Annotated in this window: 14 protein-coding genes; 10 read left to right on the forward strand and 4 right to left on the reverse strand. The window is 45.2% G+C overall.

The features are described from left to right. Window positions 1-41: 41 nt before the first annotated feature. Complete coding sequence (locus K08M4_RS00445) at window positions 42-2,540, forward strand: bifunctional diguanylate cyclase/phosphodiesterase (protein ID WP_086048532.1); 2,499 nt, start codon at window positions 42-44, stop codon at window positions 2,538-2,540. Window positions 2,541-2,732: 192 nt separating this feature from the next. Then, window positions 2,733-5,213 (forward strand): bifunctional diguanylate cyclase/phosphodiesterase, encoded by a 2,481-nt coding sequence (locus tag K08M4_RS00450; protein ID WP_086048533.1) that lies wholly within the window; start codon window positions 2,733-2,735, stop codon window positions 5,211-5,213. A gap of 180 nt (window positions 5,214-5,393) precedes the next feature. Here K08M4_RS00450 and K08M4_RS00455 read toward each other — a convergent pair whose 3' ends face one another. Further along, on the reverse strand, window positions 5,394-5,990 hold the full coding sequence (locus K08M4_RS00455) for a tRNA-uridine aminocarboxypropyltransferase (protein WP_086048534.1): 597 nt from the start codon (window positions 5,988-5,990) through the stop codon (window positions 5,394-5,396). A 2-nt stretch (window positions 5,991-5,992) separates the two neighbouring features. Continuing rightward, the gene (locus tag K08M4_RS00460) at window positions 5,993-7,537 is read right to left on the reverse strand and encodes a COG3650 family protein (RefSeq protein ID WP_086048535.1); all 1,545 of its coding nucleotides are present in this window, start codon (window positions 7,535-7,537) and stop codon (window positions 5,993-5,995) included. 39 nt (window positions 7,538-7,576) lie between these two features. On the opposite strand from K08M4_RS00460, the gene K08M4_RS00465 reads away from it, so the two are divergent. Then, a complete protein-coding gene (locus K08M4_RS00465; RefSeq protein ID WP_086048536.1) occupies window positions 7,577-8,044 on the forward strand; it encodes an EVE domain-containing protein in 468 nt (155 codons plus the stop codon). A 93-nt stretch (window positions 8,045-8,137) separates the two neighbouring features. Here K08M4_RS00465 and K08M4_RS00470 read toward each other — a convergent pair whose 3' ends face one another. Both K08M4_RS00470 and K08M4_RS00475 read right to left on the reverse strand, forming a co-directional pair. After that, the gene (locus tag K08M4_RS00470; RefSeq protein ID WP_086048537.1) at window positions 8,138-8,965 is read right to left on the reverse strand and encodes a Cof-type HAD-IIB family hydrolase; all 828 of its coding nucleotides are present in this window, start codon (window positions 8,963-8,965) and stop codon (window positions 8,138-8,140) included. A gap of 183 nt (window positions 8,966-9,148) precedes the next feature. After that, window positions 9,149-10,129, reverse strand: a complete 981-nt coding sequence (locus K08M4_RS00475; RefSeq protein WP_086048538.1) for an alpha/beta fold hydrolase — start codon at window positions 10,127-10,129, stop codon at window positions 9,149-9,151. Between the two features lie 81 nt (window positions 10,130-10,210). Between K08M4_RS00475 and rhtB the strand changes: the two genes are divergently transcribed. The 7 genes from rhtB (at window position 10,211) to K08M4_RS00510 (ending at window position 16,753) form a co-directional block, all read left to right on the forward strand. Beyond that, window positions 10,211-10,828 (forward strand): homoserine/homoserine lactone efflux protein, encoded by a 618-nt coding sequence (gene rhtB, locus K08M4_RS00480; protein WP_009848221.1) that lies wholly within the window; start codon window positions 10,211-10,213, stop codon window positions 10,826-10,828. A gap of 45 nt (window positions 10,829-10,873) precedes the next feature. Continuing rightward, the gene (locus tag K08M4_RS00485; RefSeq protein WP_086048539.1) at window positions 10,874-12,094 is read left to right on the forward strand and encodes an EAL and HDOD domain-containing protein; all 1,221 of its coding nucleotides are present in this window, start codon (window positions 10,874-10,876) and stop codon (window positions 12,092-12,094) included. Window positions 12,095-12,193: 99 nt separating this feature from the next. Beyond that, window positions 12,194-12,535 (forward strand): metalloregulator ArsR/SmtB family transcription factor, encoded by a 342-nt coding sequence (locus K08M4_RS00490; protein ID WP_086048540.1) that lies wholly within the window; start codon window positions 12,194-12,196, stop codon window positions 12,533-12,535. Window positions 12,536-12,576: 41 nt separating this feature from the next. Then, window positions 12,577-13,578, forward strand: a complete 1,002-nt coding sequence (locus K08M4_RS00495) for an ArsJ-associated glyceraldehyde-3-phosphate dehydrogenase (RefSeq protein ID WP_086048541.1) — start codon at window positions 12,577-12,579, stop codon at window positions 13,576-13,578. Between the two features lie 41 nt (window positions 13,579-13,619). Then, on the forward strand, window positions 13,620-14,111 hold the full coding sequence (locus K08M4_RS00500) for a cyclin-dependent kinase inhibitor 3 family protein (protein WP_086048542.1): 492 nt from the start codon (window positions 13,620-13,622) through the stop codon (window positions 14,109-14,111). A 222-nt stretch (window positions 14,112-14,333) separates the two neighbouring features. After that, window positions 14,334-15,554, forward strand: coding sequence for an organoarsenical effux MFS transporter ArsJ (gene arsJ, locus K08M4_RS00505; protein WP_086048543.1), 1,221 nt, complete (start codon window positions 14,334-14,336; stop codon window positions 15,552-15,554). Between the two features lie 185 nt (window positions 15,555-15,739). Then, complete coding sequence (locus tag K08M4_RS00510; RefSeq protein WP_086048544.1) at window positions 15,740-16,753, forward strand: acyltransferase; 1,014 nt, start codon at window positions 15,740-15,742, stop codon at window positions 16,751-16,753. The last annotated feature ends 37 nt before the right edge of the window (window positions 16,754-16,790 follow it).

A 16,790-nucleotide genomic window follows, 5' to 3' on the forward strand; every position in this document is an offset into this window, starting at 1 on the left:
GTGCGGGTTCTCATTTCACTCGATTTCGAACAAGGGTTGGCATGCAAACATTTACATTTCTCGCAAATACTGAGGAGTTATTTAAGTCTCAATTTGATCAGCGAGAGTGGTGTGACAGCAAACAGTACCTTATTCAAATTTTCTCTGCTCAGTCCTCTGATATCGCTCGTCGAATTGCCAATGCAGCCCTCAATCGTATAGGGCATGCGACGTTAATCGGTCAGAGCGCCCGTTATGTTATCTGTGATAACAGCCTGAAGCATGAATGTACCTTAGTCGTCGTCAGTGAATTTAACGATACCCATTTAACGTCTACAGTTCAGACGTTTACCGGAAACCCAAATCAAGACAGCCAAGATCTCGCTTCTCAATTAAACCTTACAGAAGAAACCAAAACGGTTATCAGCTTGTGCGATCAGGTTGAAGGGCGTGACTATCCTATTTATAGCGCCTTTGAGAGTTTACCTTACGCATTACCAGTTGCTGGTGGGCTGTGCCACGAGAATGAATATGGCCGTTGGGTTATGCATAATGAGCAAACCTACCAACATGCTTGTGTTGCGGTTGCATTGACTAACCCTAGCTTAAAGATTTGGTCGGATGCGTATTCTGAGTGGAATCCTATTGGGATGAAATTGCGAGTGACACACGCAGTTGGAAATCGTTTATATGCGTTGAATGACAAGCCGGCTATCGAGGTGTTCAAACATTACCTTGCTGATGGTAAAGATCTCCCTTTTAGTCAGTTGATGAGCTTCCCCCTGTATCGAGAGCTCGGCAGAAAGAAGTGCATCTCGACGCCTCTACGTATTAATGATGATGGTAGTATTGAGTTTGATAGCCCTTGGCATGTCGGCGAAGAGGCCCAGTTTTGTTATAACCATCCTTCTTTGACCGCAGAAAAAGTGCGTCACGGCGCTGAGATGCTTGCCGTGCATCAGCCTGAATCTGTGATCATCTATAACTGTGTATCTCGACTAGAATTTATCGACAGTAAACTTGAGCTCAAACCATTTGAAGGGATAGTAAACGCGTGTGGTGCATACTGCATGGGAGAACTATATCGCAACGACGATCGCCAAGAGATACTGCATCACAGCCTTACCTATATTGCGATGAGAGAGTCGGACGAGATTAATGAGTTTCGTTGCGAAGATTTCAAGCGAGACTCAACGGTATCGCCACTACTCAACTTAGTCAGAAATGCGGTCGCAGACCTCGACAGTATGAACACTCAGATGGAGAACAAACTCCATCAACAAGCACGTCGCTTAACTGAAAGCTACCGTATTGACTCTCGCACTGGGCTACCTAACCGTATTGTATTAAAGGAACGCCTCAATACGATTTTATTCAATGAACATCTGTTGACGCTGAAGCTGACTAATTTTCATCAAGTTAACGAAAAATACGGTTATCAAGTGGGTGACCAATTACTGCTTGATCTGTCGAATCATTTTGTCGACCGATTGCACCTTAGTGTGGCTAAGGAATCCAAGGTAAAGGTTGAACTGTTCAGTATTGGTGTCGGTGAGTGGGCAATTATCTTTAACGCGAGTGTCGATAGCGTGAAGATAGAGCAACGTTTCGTCGAGTTTGCTGATGGTATTGAGCATATTAATTTTGAGCCATATGGATTAACCGACATAGACTACCTTTCGGTTTCTCTGTGTGGTGGTTTCGCTAGTCGCTGTGATTTCTTAGCTGATAGCGGTGATGAGATCTTGTTGAAAGCGATTGAAGCTCGACGCTACGGGGTGCGGAACAATACTCACATTACTAATGCTAAAAATATTCAGGTGAGTGAGGAAGATCGTAAAGAACAACTAGGCTGGTTGAGCTGTGTAAGCCGTGCAATCTTAGATCAGAACATCATCACTTACTCACAACCGATTGTGGCGTCTGGTTCTCACGAAATGATTGGCCAAGAGTGCTTGGTTAGAATCATGGAGTCAGACGGTACTATTGTGCCACCAGGTAAGTTCTTACCTATCATTGCTGACACACATCTCTATACGCGCCTTAGCCGACACATGATTAGAAACACCATTGGCTACATGGCAAATAAACAAAGCTCTTTTTCAATCAACCTATCCCCACAAGATTTGCTGAGTGACAAGACGCTTGAAGTTCTTGAGTCCGCGATCAGTGGTATGAGCGATCCTACTCGACTTGGCCTAGAGGTTCTTGAGTCAGAACAGATCAAAGATTATGGTCGCATGATAGAAGTGTGTGATCACTTCCGTGCTCTCGGGGCGAGAATCATTGTTGATGACTTTGGCTCTGGTTATTCTAATATTGATGAGATCATTAAGCTTGAACCGCAGATTATTAAGCTCGACGGCAGCCTGATTCGCAATATCGACAAGGACCATAAGCAAAGAAATATAGCCTCTCAGTTAGTACGCTTGTGTCAGGTGTTTAACGCCAAAACAGTTGCCGAATTTGTCCATAACCAACAGGTTTGTGAAATTGCAGAGCAAATGGGTGTCGATTATCTACAGGGTTATTACTTTGGTGAGCCTAAGCGACTGTTTTAGTTATTAAAGCCATCAAGACCTTAACGTTACTTGCTTTTAAAGTGCTTCACTGGCACAGATGATGGCTCTTTAGTGAAATGAATGATGTCTAACTAACGTCACATTATTTATAAGACGATTGTAAGTATTCCGTGCAAGCTTTATCTATAATAAGCACAATAACAAATCATTAACGTAACGATTAATGTGAATATGCAATCGACCTCTTTCCAGATACAAGACATTAAGCACACCCAGCGTGAATTGGAAAAGATAGATTTTCATCAACATGACAATCTACTGATTCAGGTGTTTTCTTCTTTCGAGAAAGATTCGGTGTTGGCTGCCTGCCAAGTAATTCAGTCGAATTTCCCCAATGCTAAATTGATTGGTTGTAGTGCTAATCACTACATCAGCCAAGGTGAAATCCTACATCAAGGTCTCTATGTTATTATTACTCGCTTCGAGGCGACATCTTACACTTGTGGTGTTGTCGAATATAGCGAGCAGCCTCGACGAGATAGCCAAGCGATGTGGCAGCAGCTTGAATGTAATGCTGATACTCAAAGCATCATCTGTTTCGCCGATCGCTTACAGATAAATAACCAAGATCTGTTTTCAGCGTTTGAGCAGTCGATATATTCATTACCTATTTGTGGTGGTGCATCGACTATCACAGATCATGGGCGATGGGTGATGCTAGACGGTATTTGCTATGAAAATGCCTATGTCATGTTGGCGCTGCACAGTGTTGATCTCGCAATTTGTAAAGGTTATTACTGCGAATGGAACCCGATCGGCCGTACCTTCCGAGTGACTGGTGCTCAAGATAATCGGCTTGCTGAATTGGACGGTATGCCAGTCCGAGAAGTCTATAACCGCTATCTCGCTGATGGTCTCGAAATTCCTTTTGAGCAACTGTATAACTTCCCCTTGATGGTTGGCGATCCAAAGGACCAGAACACTTACTTACCGCTCAAGGTGACAGAGTGTGGAGAGATAGAATTCAGTGGGTCGTTTCAGATTGGTGATGAGGTCCGGTTTTGTTATGACCACCCGTCATTGACCCTAGAGCAAGTCCGATTGGGCGTTCAACAGGTTGCTTCCCATAAACCACAACAGTTTTTTATCTACAACTGTACCTCTCGTATTGATTTCATTGATGGCAACCAAGAGGTTGAGGTTTTCCAAACATTGGCGGACACACATGGTGTGTATTGTATGGGAGAGCTTTATCAAGATAATGGCCAGCAACGAATCTTGCATCATAGCCTCACATATCTTGCACTTAGGGAAGGTGTAGGCAAGGCTGCATTGCCATTAGAGACACAACCCGCGACCAATATTTCTCCTCTGTTTTCATTGATACGAAATGCTCTGCTTGATGTTGATGACATGAACAACAGTATGGCGAGTAAGATTCAACACCAAGCAACGGCATTGACTGCGAGCTACCGAATTGATCACCGTACTGGTTTACCTAACCGAAGCGTACTGCGTGAAAAACTGTCAAAAATGAGTACCGATAGTCATTTGTTGGCTTTGAAAGTCACCACATTTGGCCAAATCAATGAGAAGTATGGCTATCGAGTCGGTGACAAGCTTCTGCATGATTTAAGCGAGTATTTTCAAAAGGCGTTGTGGCAGTTCTTTGATGAGGGGTGCCAGCTCTATAGCATTGGTATTGGTGAGTGGGCGGTGGTGTTTGATAGCTGGGCGAGCCAAGAACATATTCATCAGCGATTCTCGGAATTTGCCGATCAAACCGAACATGTGAATTTTGAACCAACGGGATTACCGGATATCGATTATCTTTCGGTTTCGGTTTGTGCAGGTATTGCCTGCCGTCGAGATTTCCCTACGACCTCTATTGATGACTTATTGTTAAAGGCGATTGATGCAAGGCGCAGTGCCGTGAGTCAGAATAAGCATCTAGTGAGTGCCAAGACGCTCATTCAATTGGAGAAGCATCGCCAAGAGCAGCTTGGTTGGCTGTCGTGTGTCAGTCGCGCGGTGCTCAATCAGAATATTGTGGCGTGTTCCCAACCTATTGTCTCAGCGCACAGTCATCAGGTAGAAAGCTATGAGTGCTTAGTTCGAATTGAAGAGGATGGTCAGTTGATTGCGCCGGGTAAGTTCTTGCCAATCATTGAAGGTACCCATCTTTATACGCGTCTGAGTCGTCAGATGATAACGCGCACCTTTGATTTCATGAGTCAGCGAACCGATTCGTTCTCAATTAATTTAGCGCCACAAGACTTCAGCAATGAGAAAACCATTCTTCACCTTGAACAAGCCATCAAAAAAATCAGCCACCCACAGCGTATTGGTTTAGAGGTGTTGGAAACCGAACAAATTCAGGATTACGGTCGCTTGATCGAGGTGTGTAATCACTTCCGAGATCTTGGTGTGAATATTATTGTCGATGACTTTGGGTCGGGCTACTCGAACATTGATGAGATATTGAAACTGGAACCACAAGTGATAAAGCTCGATGGTAGCTTGATTCGAAATATCGATAAGGATAAAAAGCAACGTAAGATCGCTCAGCAACTGGTGAGTTTATGTCAGATTCTGAATGCTAAGACGGTGGCTGAATTTGTTCATAACGAGCAGGTGTGTCGAATCGCAGAGGATATGGGTGTCGATTATCTGCAAGGTTACTACTTTGGTCAGCCTCAACGCTTATTCTGATAGGGAGAGTAAAGTCTCTTTTCAGCGAACAGCCAGAGTGTGCGTTTCACGTGAAACACTAAATGGTTCAATAGATTAAAGTACGATGTAAAAAGGGTGAGCTTATGGTTCCCCCTTTTTGTTTTCAGTATTTGTCCCGTCCTGAAATGTGTCTATTGTCTTCCCGCGCTCTTGCTTGATCTATTTGAGAGCATGGCCACACTTGTCAGCGTGGAAGACTTTTAGATACTGTTGGTAATAGTCATCAATGAGCTTGGCAGGTTCACTTTCACCTAAAGATTTGAGCAATTCAATGCCCACTTCGCAAGTGCACAAATGGCCACTGTCTTGATTGCGGCGCAAGGTGTAAGAGGATTCGCTGGTGATGTCGAGGTGAACTTGTGGGACAGCTTGCAACCACGAGCTCTTGTTAAGCATCTTCTTCGCTTCTTGCCATGTACCATCCAAGATAATGAATAGCGGCTTTCGACTCATGGCTTGGGTCATCACTGCTTGCTGACACTCGATGCTTTTATCACTCGGGAATAAAAGAAACGGTTGTCGTGTTTCATCTTCAAGCAGTGCCATTAGCTCTGCTGGTGGTGTTTTCCTTTGCCATACCAAGGACTGACACTGCTCAAGGGATTGCTGAAGTAACTTTCCGGTGTTGGTGTCTCGTAACAGCTCATTCTCATGAGTTAATAGTACAATATCGGTTTGGCTTTCGACCGTCGGTATTAGATGACAAACGCACTGGTGAGTGAAGCCACAACCATGGCAAGCTTGTTGGTTACTCATGTTTACAGCTTCACTCCACTTTGTGCGGGTGAGATACCATCAGCAAACAAAACCACATCGCTGATATCAGCATCATTTGCAATTGGAGCAACACTCGGGTTTAGCGGGTAGCTGACACCAGAGTAGGACAATGTGTGTTTCGCAGGTGTTGTACCGCCGCCGCTGACATTGAAGATCAGATCTTGCCATCCGTGGTTTTGCGATTTACCTAAGCGTATGTCGTCCTTAACCAGTGTCACTCGGCTATTGAAGCGCCAGTTATCTTGATGGTTTTCGAAAATCAGCAGTGTACAGCCACCAGAACCACACCAATCTAGTTGTGCAAACAGCTCTTCTTTGCCGTCACCGTTGAGGTCGTAGGTTAACCAGCGGTACTTAGCATTGTCTGGTGAGGTGTTATTGATCTTAAAGTATTCGCGGATCGCTTGGTCGACTTTTGGATCAAGTTGATCGCTGGAGTTCACCTGTTTTGCGTTTAGATCAACGTTAGCGGTGGTGTTTACTTGCGCTTGTACACTTTTGGCTTCGAATAGCACCAGACCGCCATTGGCAATCGGGTAGACGACGTTACCCACTTTCTCTTTTTTAGTAACCAGTTTGCCGTTATCGAGTGTGAAGATGCGCTCTGAGATCAGGTATTGCTGCTGGTGGCGAGTCATAACCACTTGTACCTGATTTTGGTTCAGTTGCTGCCAGAAGCCTTGTTCAACAATCGAAGGGTCTCCATTGCTGTACGAGTATGTCGTAATGGCGCTATGGTCATCGTTGAGCTCAAGGTTGATAGAGAATCCAGTGTTCTGCGTTGAGCTAGCGAAGTAGAGTCCGCTCCAGTCCAATGTTGGATCTTGGTTAGAGACTGTTGCACAGCCATTATAGTTACTGTCATTGAGGTTAAGCTTGGCATGCCATCCATAGATAGAATCACTCATGCCGTCGCTACAACTCTCTTTGGTAAGGTTGAGTTTGCCTTGCGCTGCTTTACCTTCTAATTGGTAATCACGACTGCTTGGTGTGGTGCGGCTTGATTCAATATCGAGGTTCTGTGGCTGTTCGCCCATCTTGGTGTATTTCAGCTGATCTTTATCGAAGGTTGCTGACCAGAAGGGTTCATTACCGAATACTCGTGTTGAACGCAGTGGTTGGTCACAACGATTAGGGTTTTCTGCGGTTAGGATATTCACTTGATCAACCACGAAACGTGCCGTGAAATCTGCGTTATAACCCGTTTGGCTCGGCACTGTTAGGTGTCCAATCAGCTCGCCATATAAGGCTTGGTAAGGTCGGGTTGCTAAGCCTTGTGCTTCCAGCGCTAACTCTGGAGATAAGTCTAACCAGTATTGTTGCTGGCTGCCGCAAGGAGTGAAGGTTCGGCTTTCATGACCAACCACCACCTGACCACGCATGATGAAGGTTTGCGGTTGAATGCTCAGTGGCTCATCCAAGGTTGCTGGGGGCAATTCAGGTTGTTGCGGCGTATCAGGTGCCGTAACACAGCCTTGTAGAGCGAACGCGACTAGCCATGTCACTGGGTTTTTCATTACCTTCATGTTATATCTTCCTCGGAGCAACCGTTAATTGGATTTATTATGGCATATTGGTTATTTAAAACAGAACCCGACACCTTTTCTATTCAAACTCTGAGAGTACAAAAAACCTCTTGTTGGGAGGGTGTACGCAACTATCAGGCTCGAAACATGATGCGTGATGACGTCAAGCTTGGAGATTTAGTGATGGTATACCACTCATCATGTAAAAAAGTTGGCGTAGCGGGGATCGCCCAAGTAACCAGAGAAGCCTACCCAGACCACTTTCAGTTCGACCCAGAGAGTGATTACTACGATCCTAAGTCTTCGCCTGATAACCCACGCTGGATTATGGTGGATGTCGAGTTTGTGCGAGTGACTGAGCGCTTGATTCCTTTGGCAACGCTTAAAGCGATGCCTGAACTGTCAGAAATGCCACTGGTAAAACGGGGCAACCGATTATCGATCATGCCGGTTACCGAACAAGAGTGGCAGGCTATATTAAGCAAAGAAGTACTGGGTTCTCGATAGCGTTAGAGAGAGCTTTTTACGTAAGGTTCAAAAAAGGCAGCCAGTTGGCTGCCATTTTATTTATTTAGATCTCTTCGACGAGACAAGACAAGATTATAGCAGGTGCTTTTCTAGGTAGTGAGCAACGGCGTCGTCTGCGTTGCTGCCAATTACTTCATTGTGTGGCAAGGCTTTGAGGACTTTCTCATGCGATGTACCCATCACTAAGCCTTTTCCGGCCATTGAAAGGAGTTCGACATCGTTCATACCATCACCAAAGGCAATACAGTTCTCAAGTTCTAGGTCTATAGATTGTGCAACGGCTTGTAGCGCATCACCCTTAGACACTTCTGCTGCCATTACTTCTAAACACCAAGGCGTTGAGAAGGCGATATTCAGTTTGTCACCAAACTGCTCGTTCAATTTATCTTCGAACGGAACAAGGTGTTCATGTTTTTGATTTGGGTGAGTACAGAAGATTTTAGCAATGCCTTCGGTCGGCGCATTGTCGACGTCATACAGTCGGTATGTAAAACCAGTTTGATCGTGGAAATTCTTCATGGTTTCGTCTTCACGGTTTAGTAACCATTCGTCGTTCATGTAGATATGAATAAAGATCTCAGGGTCTTGTTTGAGAACATCAACTACGCTTTGTACAAGATCCACTGGCAGGTTTTTGGCATACATCAGGTTGTCGTTTTGATCATGCACACGCGCGCCGTTCGAGGTGATCATGTAAGCGGGGATGCCTGTCTGTTTACGAATGCCTGCAACATCAACATGGTGTCGGCCAGTAGCGAAGATAAAGGTATAACCTTGTCCATGTAACTTCGTGAGTGTCTGCTTAGTAAAGTCGCTGAGCTGATGGTTTGGCGCTAACAGCGTACCATCTAAATCGGAGGCAACAATTTTCACGGAATCTTTTAGTGCAGGAATAGTCATTTAACCCTCATTGCAAAATGCTTAACTAAAATCGACACTAGCCAACGCTAGCATTCTCTTTAACTACAATATCTTTACTTGGAAATTGTATGCCAAATTTGCGTAAGAAAAGAGGGCAAAGCTCGCTTACTTCTCTTCCTCTTTAGCGCTTATCTTCTTGGTCGGTTACTCAGCTTATTAGATCTAGGCAAAAAACTGATTAATAGCATCCAGTGTTTGATTGCGATATTCATCTTGCTCAAACAGCACCTCATGTCGAGAGCCCTCAATCACCTTAAACAGGCAATCCGAGTTGGTTTTTTTCAGCTTATTGATGAACTTCACTTGAGCATCGTTACTCACAATCTTCTCTTCCCCAGCTTGAATCAATAGCAGAGGGATTTTGATTTGACGAGTTTGTTGTATCGCTTGCTTAGCGGCCATTAACCCTTGCCACACCCAACGCGTGCTTGGTCCGCCAACCTGCAAAGAAGGGGAACCGTCATATAAGCAACGGAACCACTGATAACGCACCTTGCTGTGGCTTAGTAAGTTATTTTCGAAGGGCTTCGAGTAGTACGCCTGTTGCCCGGGGGCATAAGTCGGCTTGGCATAGAAAGCGGTGAGTGCTTGCCCAACAAGCATTGCGATAGGCTTGAAGTACCATTCAGTATTGATCCCAAACATAGGAGCGCACAGGGTGACTTTGTCAAACTGATGGTTGGGATGAGTTTGCAAGTAGCGAGTGGCTATGGTGCTGCCCATTGAGTGTGCCAGCAGGTAGCGATTGGAATACTTACTTAGATCAAAACTGGCAATGACGTCAGACATATCTGAAACGTAATCATCAAACTCATGAATGTGACCAATATCAGAGTCTGATACCATACGTTCCGACTGGCCTTGACCTTGGTGGTCAAATGAATAAACGTCATAACCTTGCTGATAGAAATCATAAAAGAGCTCTTGGTACTTTAAGCAACACTCGATGCGACCATTTGAAATAACAATGGCCTTAGTGTGCGCCGGAGAAGTTAGGCTACACCAGTACAGCTTCTTTTTACCGGATGATGTTACATACCCATCTTTTCGTTGTTGCCAAAGAGTGGGGATCGGGTGTTTAATCGCTTGCTCGAATTGAGGTTCTTGCGTGTACGAAATCGGGGCGCCGCTGTGGTTTTCCATGGGAAATTACCTGAACTGATGCGTGTGAGAGCTTTATTGCTATTAATATTGTTAGATTAAAGAACTAGTAAGGAAATGCAAATGGATACTCATGTTTGGCTTGCTTATGTCGTCACTGCGATTTTGTTTAGTTTGGCACCGGGCTCAGGAACGGTTAACTCAATCAGCAATGGGCTAAGTTATGGTACTAAGAAGTCACTTGCGTCGATCGTAGGCTTACAGCTCGGTCTTGCATTTCATATTATGCTGGTGGGCGCGGGTATTGGTGCACTAGTGGCAAAATCCGCCTTGGCATTCACCATCATCAAATGGGTGGGCGTGGTTTATCTTCTATGGTTAGGCATTCAAAAGTGGCGTGATAAGTCTAGCTTGGTGGCTTCAGAAGAAAAATCAACGCTATCGAGTGGCAAGCTGCTCAGAAATGCAGTGCTTATCAATTTGACTAACCCAAAATCTATCGTGTTCTTAGTTGCTCTGTTTCCGCAATTTATCGATCCGACACAACCGCAAGCACCGCAGTTGTTGGTGCTCGGAGTGACCACTGTATTTATTGATAGCGTGGTTATGTTGGGTTACACCTCATTAGCTTCACAAATGGGACGTTTTATTCGCTCAGATCGCATAATGGGTAAGATAAATAAAATATTTGGTGGTATGTTCATGGGCTGCGGCGCTTTGCTGGCTGCTGCCAAAGCTTAATGAAAGTAACAGAGTTATAGTTAAATCAATTAGAGTTATCAATAAATGACCGCTACGTACGTTGCTCGACAACCTATCTTAAACCGTAACAAGAACACGCTTGGTTATGAGCTGCTGTTTCGTGACGGTGATAGGAATGCCTACCCCGCGCATATTGAGTCTAATCGAGCAACGTATCGCCTGATCGTTGAAAACTTCTTGTCCGTTGGGCTTAACCCTTCGATCCCATCTTCACGCTGCTTTATTAATTTTCCGTATCAAAGCTTGATTCGTCGTCTTCCAATGAGCTTACCGAAAGATAAGGTCGTAGTTGAGATTCTTGAAACTTGCCAACCGACCGATGAGCTATTAGAGGTAATTAAAGAGCTTTATCAAGCAGGGTATATGATTGCCCTAGATGACTTTACTTCGACACCTGAGTGGGAACGTTTCCTTCAATATACGCATATTGTTAAGCTTGATATCATGCAGATGGGGTTGGATGCGGCGTGTGAGTTAGTCAAAAAGCACGAAGGGAAGAAGTATAGTTTTCTTGCTGAGCGGGTTGAAACGGAACAAGAGTTCCAACAAGCGAAAGAAGCAGGTTTTAAGTTTTTCCAAGGCTATTTCTTTAGTAAGCCAGAAATCATAAAGACTAAGTATATTAGCCCAGAGCAAGTGATAGCGATGGAGCTATTCCAGGAAGTCTGTAAGCCTGATGTCGACTTCCAACGTGTCGAAAGCATCGTCGCGAAAGACATTGCCTTATCTTATAAACTACTGCGCTTTGTGAACACTATGTCACCCCGCCTTGAGGTCACCATCTCTTCATTTCGTCAGGCCTTGGTTTATTTAGGGCAAGAGAAACTGAAAATGTTTGTCTCGCTAGCAGTAGCGTCTTATGTCTCTGATAAAAAGCCCAAAGAACTGTATGGCCTGTCTTTGCAGCGTGCACAGTTTTGCCAGCGCATGTCTCGTTACCAGGTATTTGCAGGGCACACTGAGCAGGCGTTTATGATTGGTTTGTTCTCGTTGCTTGATGCGCTGCTCGACTTGTCGTTAGAGAATTTAGTTGAGCAACTGCCTTTGTGTAAAAGTATCAAGGTGGCTCTGCTACGTAGAGAAGGGCCATATGGAACCTTGCTGGCCCTTGAAGAGAGCTTTGAACATGCCGATTGGCAGCAGATGGATGAGCACTGTGCTCATTTAGGATTGAGTGTGGAACAGGTTAAAACTGAGCTCACCGAAGCTCGACGCTGGAGTCATAACGTAACCAATCAGCTCTGATTTATCTTCGTTAAACTTTTATGACAATGAAAACGCACGCCTTGACGTGCGTTTTTTTACATCTAATATATATGCATATCCATATATGAGTATGTATTTATGCTTCCTCACCAATTTTTTAAATTACTGTCCGATGAAACGCGAGTGCGTTGCTTAATGTTGATCGTTCGCAATGAGTGCTTATCGGTTGGTGAGTTGACTCAGGCATTGCAAGAAAGTCAGCCAAAGGTTTCACGCCATCTTGCGCAGTTGCGTTCAAACGGCATTTTGACTGATGTTCGCCAGGGGCAGTGGGTGTTTTACCGCCTGTCACAAGATTTACCAGGTTGGATGCTAAAGTTAATTGATGACCTTATCGCATCGAACTGTTTGAAAACTGAATACCAACAAGACACTGAGCGCTTAGAAGCCATGACTTCACGCCCTCAATGTTGCGTTTAATTGAATATTTTTAGATTCACCACGAGCTGAGAGAATAGAAAATGACAGTCAAAGTAGGTATCAATGGTTTTGGTCGTATCGGCCGTTTAGCACTTCGCGCAGCATTCGATTGGGCTGAGCTAGAGTTTGTTCAGATTAACGATGTGGCTGGCGATACAGCGACACTGGCTCACTTGCTTGAGTTCGATTCTGTTCAAGGTCGCTGGAATCACGAAGTCGCAGTTGAAGGCGATGAGATGATCATCAACGGTCAACGCATTAGAACTACGCAAGAGCGCGACATCGATGCGATCGATTGGTCTGGTTGCGATGTTGTTCTTGAAGCGACCGGTGTTCACCGTAAGGCATCTTTCCTAAATAAATACCTTGAGCAAGGTGTGAAGCGCGTTGTGGTATCGGCGCCAGTGAAAGAAGAAGGCATTGCAAACATCGTTGTCGGTGTGAATGACGCTATCTTCGATCCAGCGGTACATAAAATCGTAACCGCAGCATCTTGTACAACCAACTGTCTCGCGCCAGTGGTTAAAGTGATCAACGAGAACCTGGGTATCGAAAATGCAGCTTTCACCACTATTCACGATCTAACCAATACGCAAACTATTCTTGATGCGCCCCATAAAGACTTACGTCGTGCTCGTGCATGTGGCATGAGCCTTATCCCAACAACGACAGGCAGCGCTAAAGCGATTGTTGAAATCTTCCCAGAGCTTGAAAACCGTATCAACGGCCACGCGGTTCGTGTACCACTAGCGAATGCTTCTCTGACCGACATCATCTTCGAAGTGAAACAAGACACCACAGCAGAAGAAGTTAACGCGATGCTCAAAGAAGCGTCTGAGAATGAATTGAAAGGCATTCTTGGCTTTGAAGAGCGTCCATTGGTTTCTATCGATTATAAAGGCGATCAACGCTCAACTATCGTGGATGCACTATCAACCATGCTAGTCGGTAAGCGTATGGTTAAGATCTACGCTTGGTACGACAACGAGATGGGTTACGCAACGCGTACCGCTGAGCTAGTACGTACAGTCGGCCTTGCATAAGCCTGCGTGCTTAATAAATAGTAGAATCTGGAGAATACATAATGACACACCCAACATGGCAACTAGATTTAGACACTGGTGCGTTAGTGCTTACTCCGTGCCCAGGCACTAAGGAAGCTGACTTAGATGCATCTCTAGCGCAACTTAAAGCGCAAGGCGTGGAAGCGATTGTGACAGCTTTAGACAGTGAAGAACTGGCGAGCAAGAACGTATCTGAGCTAGGCGAGAAAGCGCAAGCACTAGGCATGCAGTGGTTCCAAATCGAAATCGAAGACGATTGTGCACCAGGTACTGATTTTGCTGCGAAATGGCAAGCGGCGAGCCCTGCGCTACACCAAGTTGTGGATAACGGCGGCAAGGTAGCGATGCACTGCATGGGCGGTTCTGGTCGCACTGGCTTATTGGCTGCACACCTACTGCTAGAGAAGAGCTGGGACATGAGCAAGATTGTTCAAGAAGTGCAGGCACTGCGTCCGGGCGCATTTACTAAGCCTATTCAGGTTGAGTATATCAACGGCGTAGCTTCTGCGTAGCTCTTCATACTTGAACCTGCAGCGTTGTTAACTGCGCAAGTTCATCCTTATCACATAGATCACCTATGCTGATAGGGCTGAACTTCATTCCTTTGTAGGGAAAAGGTTACCTAGCTGCAACTCCAATTATTTTGAGTATAAGTTAAGTGGAAAGTAAGAATTAGAGCTTTTGGACACCTATGATCTAAAAGCTCTTTTTGTTTAGATTGCAGAGATAGCGTTATGTTTTCAAATCTAAGTAAGAGCGTTCGCCAATACATGTTGGTGACCTTCAACTACTGGAATTTCACCATTACGGATGGTGCACTTCGTATGCTGGTGGTTTTGTATTTTTACGATCTTGGCTACAGTTCGTTCGAAATCGCTTCACTGTTCCTTTTCTATGAATTCTTTGGTGTGGTGACTAACCTAATCGGTGGTTGGTTAGGGGCGCGTCTTGGCCTCAATAAGACCATGAATATCGGTTTAGGGATGCAAGTTGTCGCCTTGGGCATGCTGGCGGTGCCAACCGCAATGTTGACCATTCCTTGGGTAATGGCGGCGCAGGCCTTGTCTGGTATCGCTAAAGATCTCAATAAGATGAGTGCTAAAAGCTCGATTAAAACCTTAGTCCCAGATGAGCAGCAAGGTGCGCTTTATAAGTGGATTGCGATTCTAACCGGATCTAAGAATGCACTGAAAGGTGCAGGGTTCTTTATCGGTGGCTTACTGCTTTCGACGATTGGTTTCCAATACGCAGTGCTCGCGATGGCTGCTGTGCTGACATTGGTGTTCATTGGCAGTTTAGTGAGCTTAGAAGCAGACATGGGCAAAGCGAAAACCAAGCCTAAGTTCAAACAGATCTTCTCTAAGTCTGAATCCATCAATATCTTGTCGGCTGCGCGTATGTTCCTGTTTGGTGCTCGTGATGTTTGGTTTGTGATTGCTTTGCCAATTTATCTAGGCAGTGTGTTTGGTTGGGACCACTCATGGGTGGGTGGCTTCTTAGCGGCTTGGACCATTGCATACGGTTTTGTGCAGGGCATTGCGCCTAAGATTACTGGTAAAGCACAAGGTAAGGTGCCTGATGGTCATGCAGCGCTACTATGGGCGGGTGCATTGGCTATTGTGACTGCCGGTATCGCCTATGCGGTGCAAATTGGCTGGCAACCAGAGCTAGTTATCATCGGTGGATTGATGGTATTTGGTGCTATCTTTGCGGTGAACTCATCACTTCACTCATACCTGATTGTGAGTTATGCGAAAGGAGATGGGGTGTCTCTTGATGTCGGTTTCTACTACATGGCAAACGCGATGGGCCGTTTGATTGGTACGATATTATCAGGCTTGGTCTTCCAAATAGCCGGTTTGTCTGCGTGTTTGTGGGTCTCCTTCGCGTTCTTAGCGATCACGACGGTGATCTCTTTGCGGTTACCGAAAGTGCCGCAAACGTCAGCGGCATAAGCTTCAGCCGCATAAGCCTCATTTGTAAGAGTCAAAGTCGCATAAGCTTTAAGTCGTATAACCTAGAGACGAATGAGCTTAATTCGCGATAAGTCTCTCCTTTAACAGTAAGCTGACTTGGTATTTATTCCGGTCAGCTTTTTTATTGCTATAGTAGAATGATTGAAAATTAATCAGGCATTTACATGAAGCAGCGAATTCTCTTTTTTGACTTAGCACGATGTGTCGCGGCCATAGCCGTTATCGCGATTCATGTTTTGGCGCCTTATCGCAATGAATTAAGCACCATTCCTTTCGGTGAGTGGCTGACCGCTATTACGGTGAATGGTTTCAGTCGCTGGGCGGTGCCGGTGTTCATCTTGATTACTGGTGCTCTGATGCTAAGTGATCAGCGCCCGTTTGATGCCAAGTATTACCTTAAGCGCCGTCTGGGCAAGGTACTGATCCCATTCATTGTTTGGTCGCTTTTCTATACCTACCTATCAGGTTGGTCGCTAATGGGCTTCGATGCTGCCGTCAGTTGGGATGTGCTACTCAATAGCTATCATCACTATACCTACTATCACCTTGGTTTTTTCTATTACTTCATCCCACTCTACTTTGTGATTCCTTTTTTACAGATCATGGTCAGAAAGTACGGTGATAGATCTGTCTATGCCTTTACGGCGGTATGGTTGTTCACAACGTTATTGTTCTTATTGAAAATCGATGGCCCTTGGAGTCACGAATTGTGGTTGTACACCGGGTACTTACCGTTGGGCTACTTGCTGTATAAGATTGTTCCACTTAACAAGATGACAGTTGGCGTGAGTGTGTTACTTGGTGGATTAGCGTTACTGACCACGGTTTACATGGTGGTTGATGCAAGCTTGGTCGCAGAAGAGTACACGGTAGGGCGTTGGTTATCTTACAAGACGTTGAATACGGTATTAGCAGCGAGCATGGTGTTCATGGTGTGCCGTTACTATGGTGAAGGCTTGTCTGAGAAGAGCAATCAAGTGGTTGGTTTTATCAGTAAACACAGCTTAGGTATTTATCTGCTGCACCCGATTTTCTTGTGGCCAATGAAAGAGTTCGGTTGGTACCAAGGACATCCAGCCTGGGTTATTCCTCTATGGATTGTGATCAGCGGAGCTGGCGCGTTATGGATGAGCTGGTTGGTCTCTAAGTCAGAGAAAACACGTTGGTTATTGCCTTAGTGGTGGGTGCTAAGGCTTTCTGATGGATTACTTAGAA

The organism is Vibrio syngnathi, from assembly GCF_002119525.1.
Classification (GTDB): domain Bacteria; phylum Pseudomonadota; class Gammaproteobacteria; order Enterobacterales; family Vibrionaceae; genus Vibrio; species Vibrio syngnathi.

Bases quoted from the DNA above. Each gene is read 5' to 3' on its own strand.
- K08M4_RS00460 (WP_086048535.1), bottom strand. From the start codon at position 7,537: ATGAAGGTAATGAAAAACCCAGTGACATGGCTAGTCGCGTTCGCTCTA.
- K08M4_RS00485 (WP_086048539.1), top strand. From the start codon at position 10,874: ATGACCGCTACGTACGTTGCTCGACAACCTATCTTAAACCGTAACAAG.
- K08M4_RS00475 (WP_086048538.1), bottom strand. From the start codon at position 10,129: ATGGAAAACCACAGCGGCGCCCCGATTTCGTACACGCAAGAACCTCAA.
- K08M4_RS00470 (WP_086048537.1), bottom strand. From the start codon at position 8,965: ATGACTATTCCTGCACTAAAAGATTCCGTGAAAATTGTTGCCTCCGAT.
- K08M4_RS00445 (WP_086048532.1), top strand. From the start codon at position 42: ATGCAAACATTTACATTTCTCGCAAATACTGAGGAGTTATTTAAGTCT.
- K08M4_RS00500 (WP_086048542.1), top strand. From the start codon at position 13,620: ATGACACACCCAACATGGCAACTAGATTTAGACACTGGTGCGTTAGTG.
- K08M4_RS00455 (WP_086048534.1), bottom strand. From the start codon at position 5,990: ATGAGTAACCAACAAGCTTGCCATGGTTGTGGCTTCACTCACCAGTGC.
- K08M4_RS00465 (WP_086048536.1), top strand. From the start codon at position 7,577: ATGGCATATTGGTTATTTAAAACAGAACCCGACACCTTTTCTATTCAA.
- K08M4_RS00495 (WP_086048541.1), top strand. From the start codon at position 12,577: ATGACAGTCAAAGTAGGTATCAATGGTTTTGGTCGTATCGGCCGTTTA.
- rhtB (WP_009848221.1), top strand. From the start codon at position 10,211: ATGGATACTCATGTTTGGCTTGCTTATGTCGTCACTGCGATTTTGTTT.
- K08M4_RS00490 (WP_086048540.1), top strand. From the start codon at position 12,194: ATGCTTCCTCACCAATTTTTTAAATTACTGTCCGATGAAACGCGAGTG.
- K08M4_RS00450 (WP_086048533.1), top strand. From the start codon at position 2,733: ATGCAATCGACCTCTTTCCAGATACAAGACATTAAGCACACCCAGCGT.
- K08M4_RS00510 (WP_086048544.1), top strand. From the start codon at position 15,740: ATGAAGCAGCGAATTCTCTTTTTTGACTTAGCACGATGTGTCGCGGCC.
- arsJ (WP_086048543.1), top strand. From the start codon at position 14,334: ATGTTTTCAAATCTAAGTAAGAGCGTTCGCCAATACATGTTGGTGACC.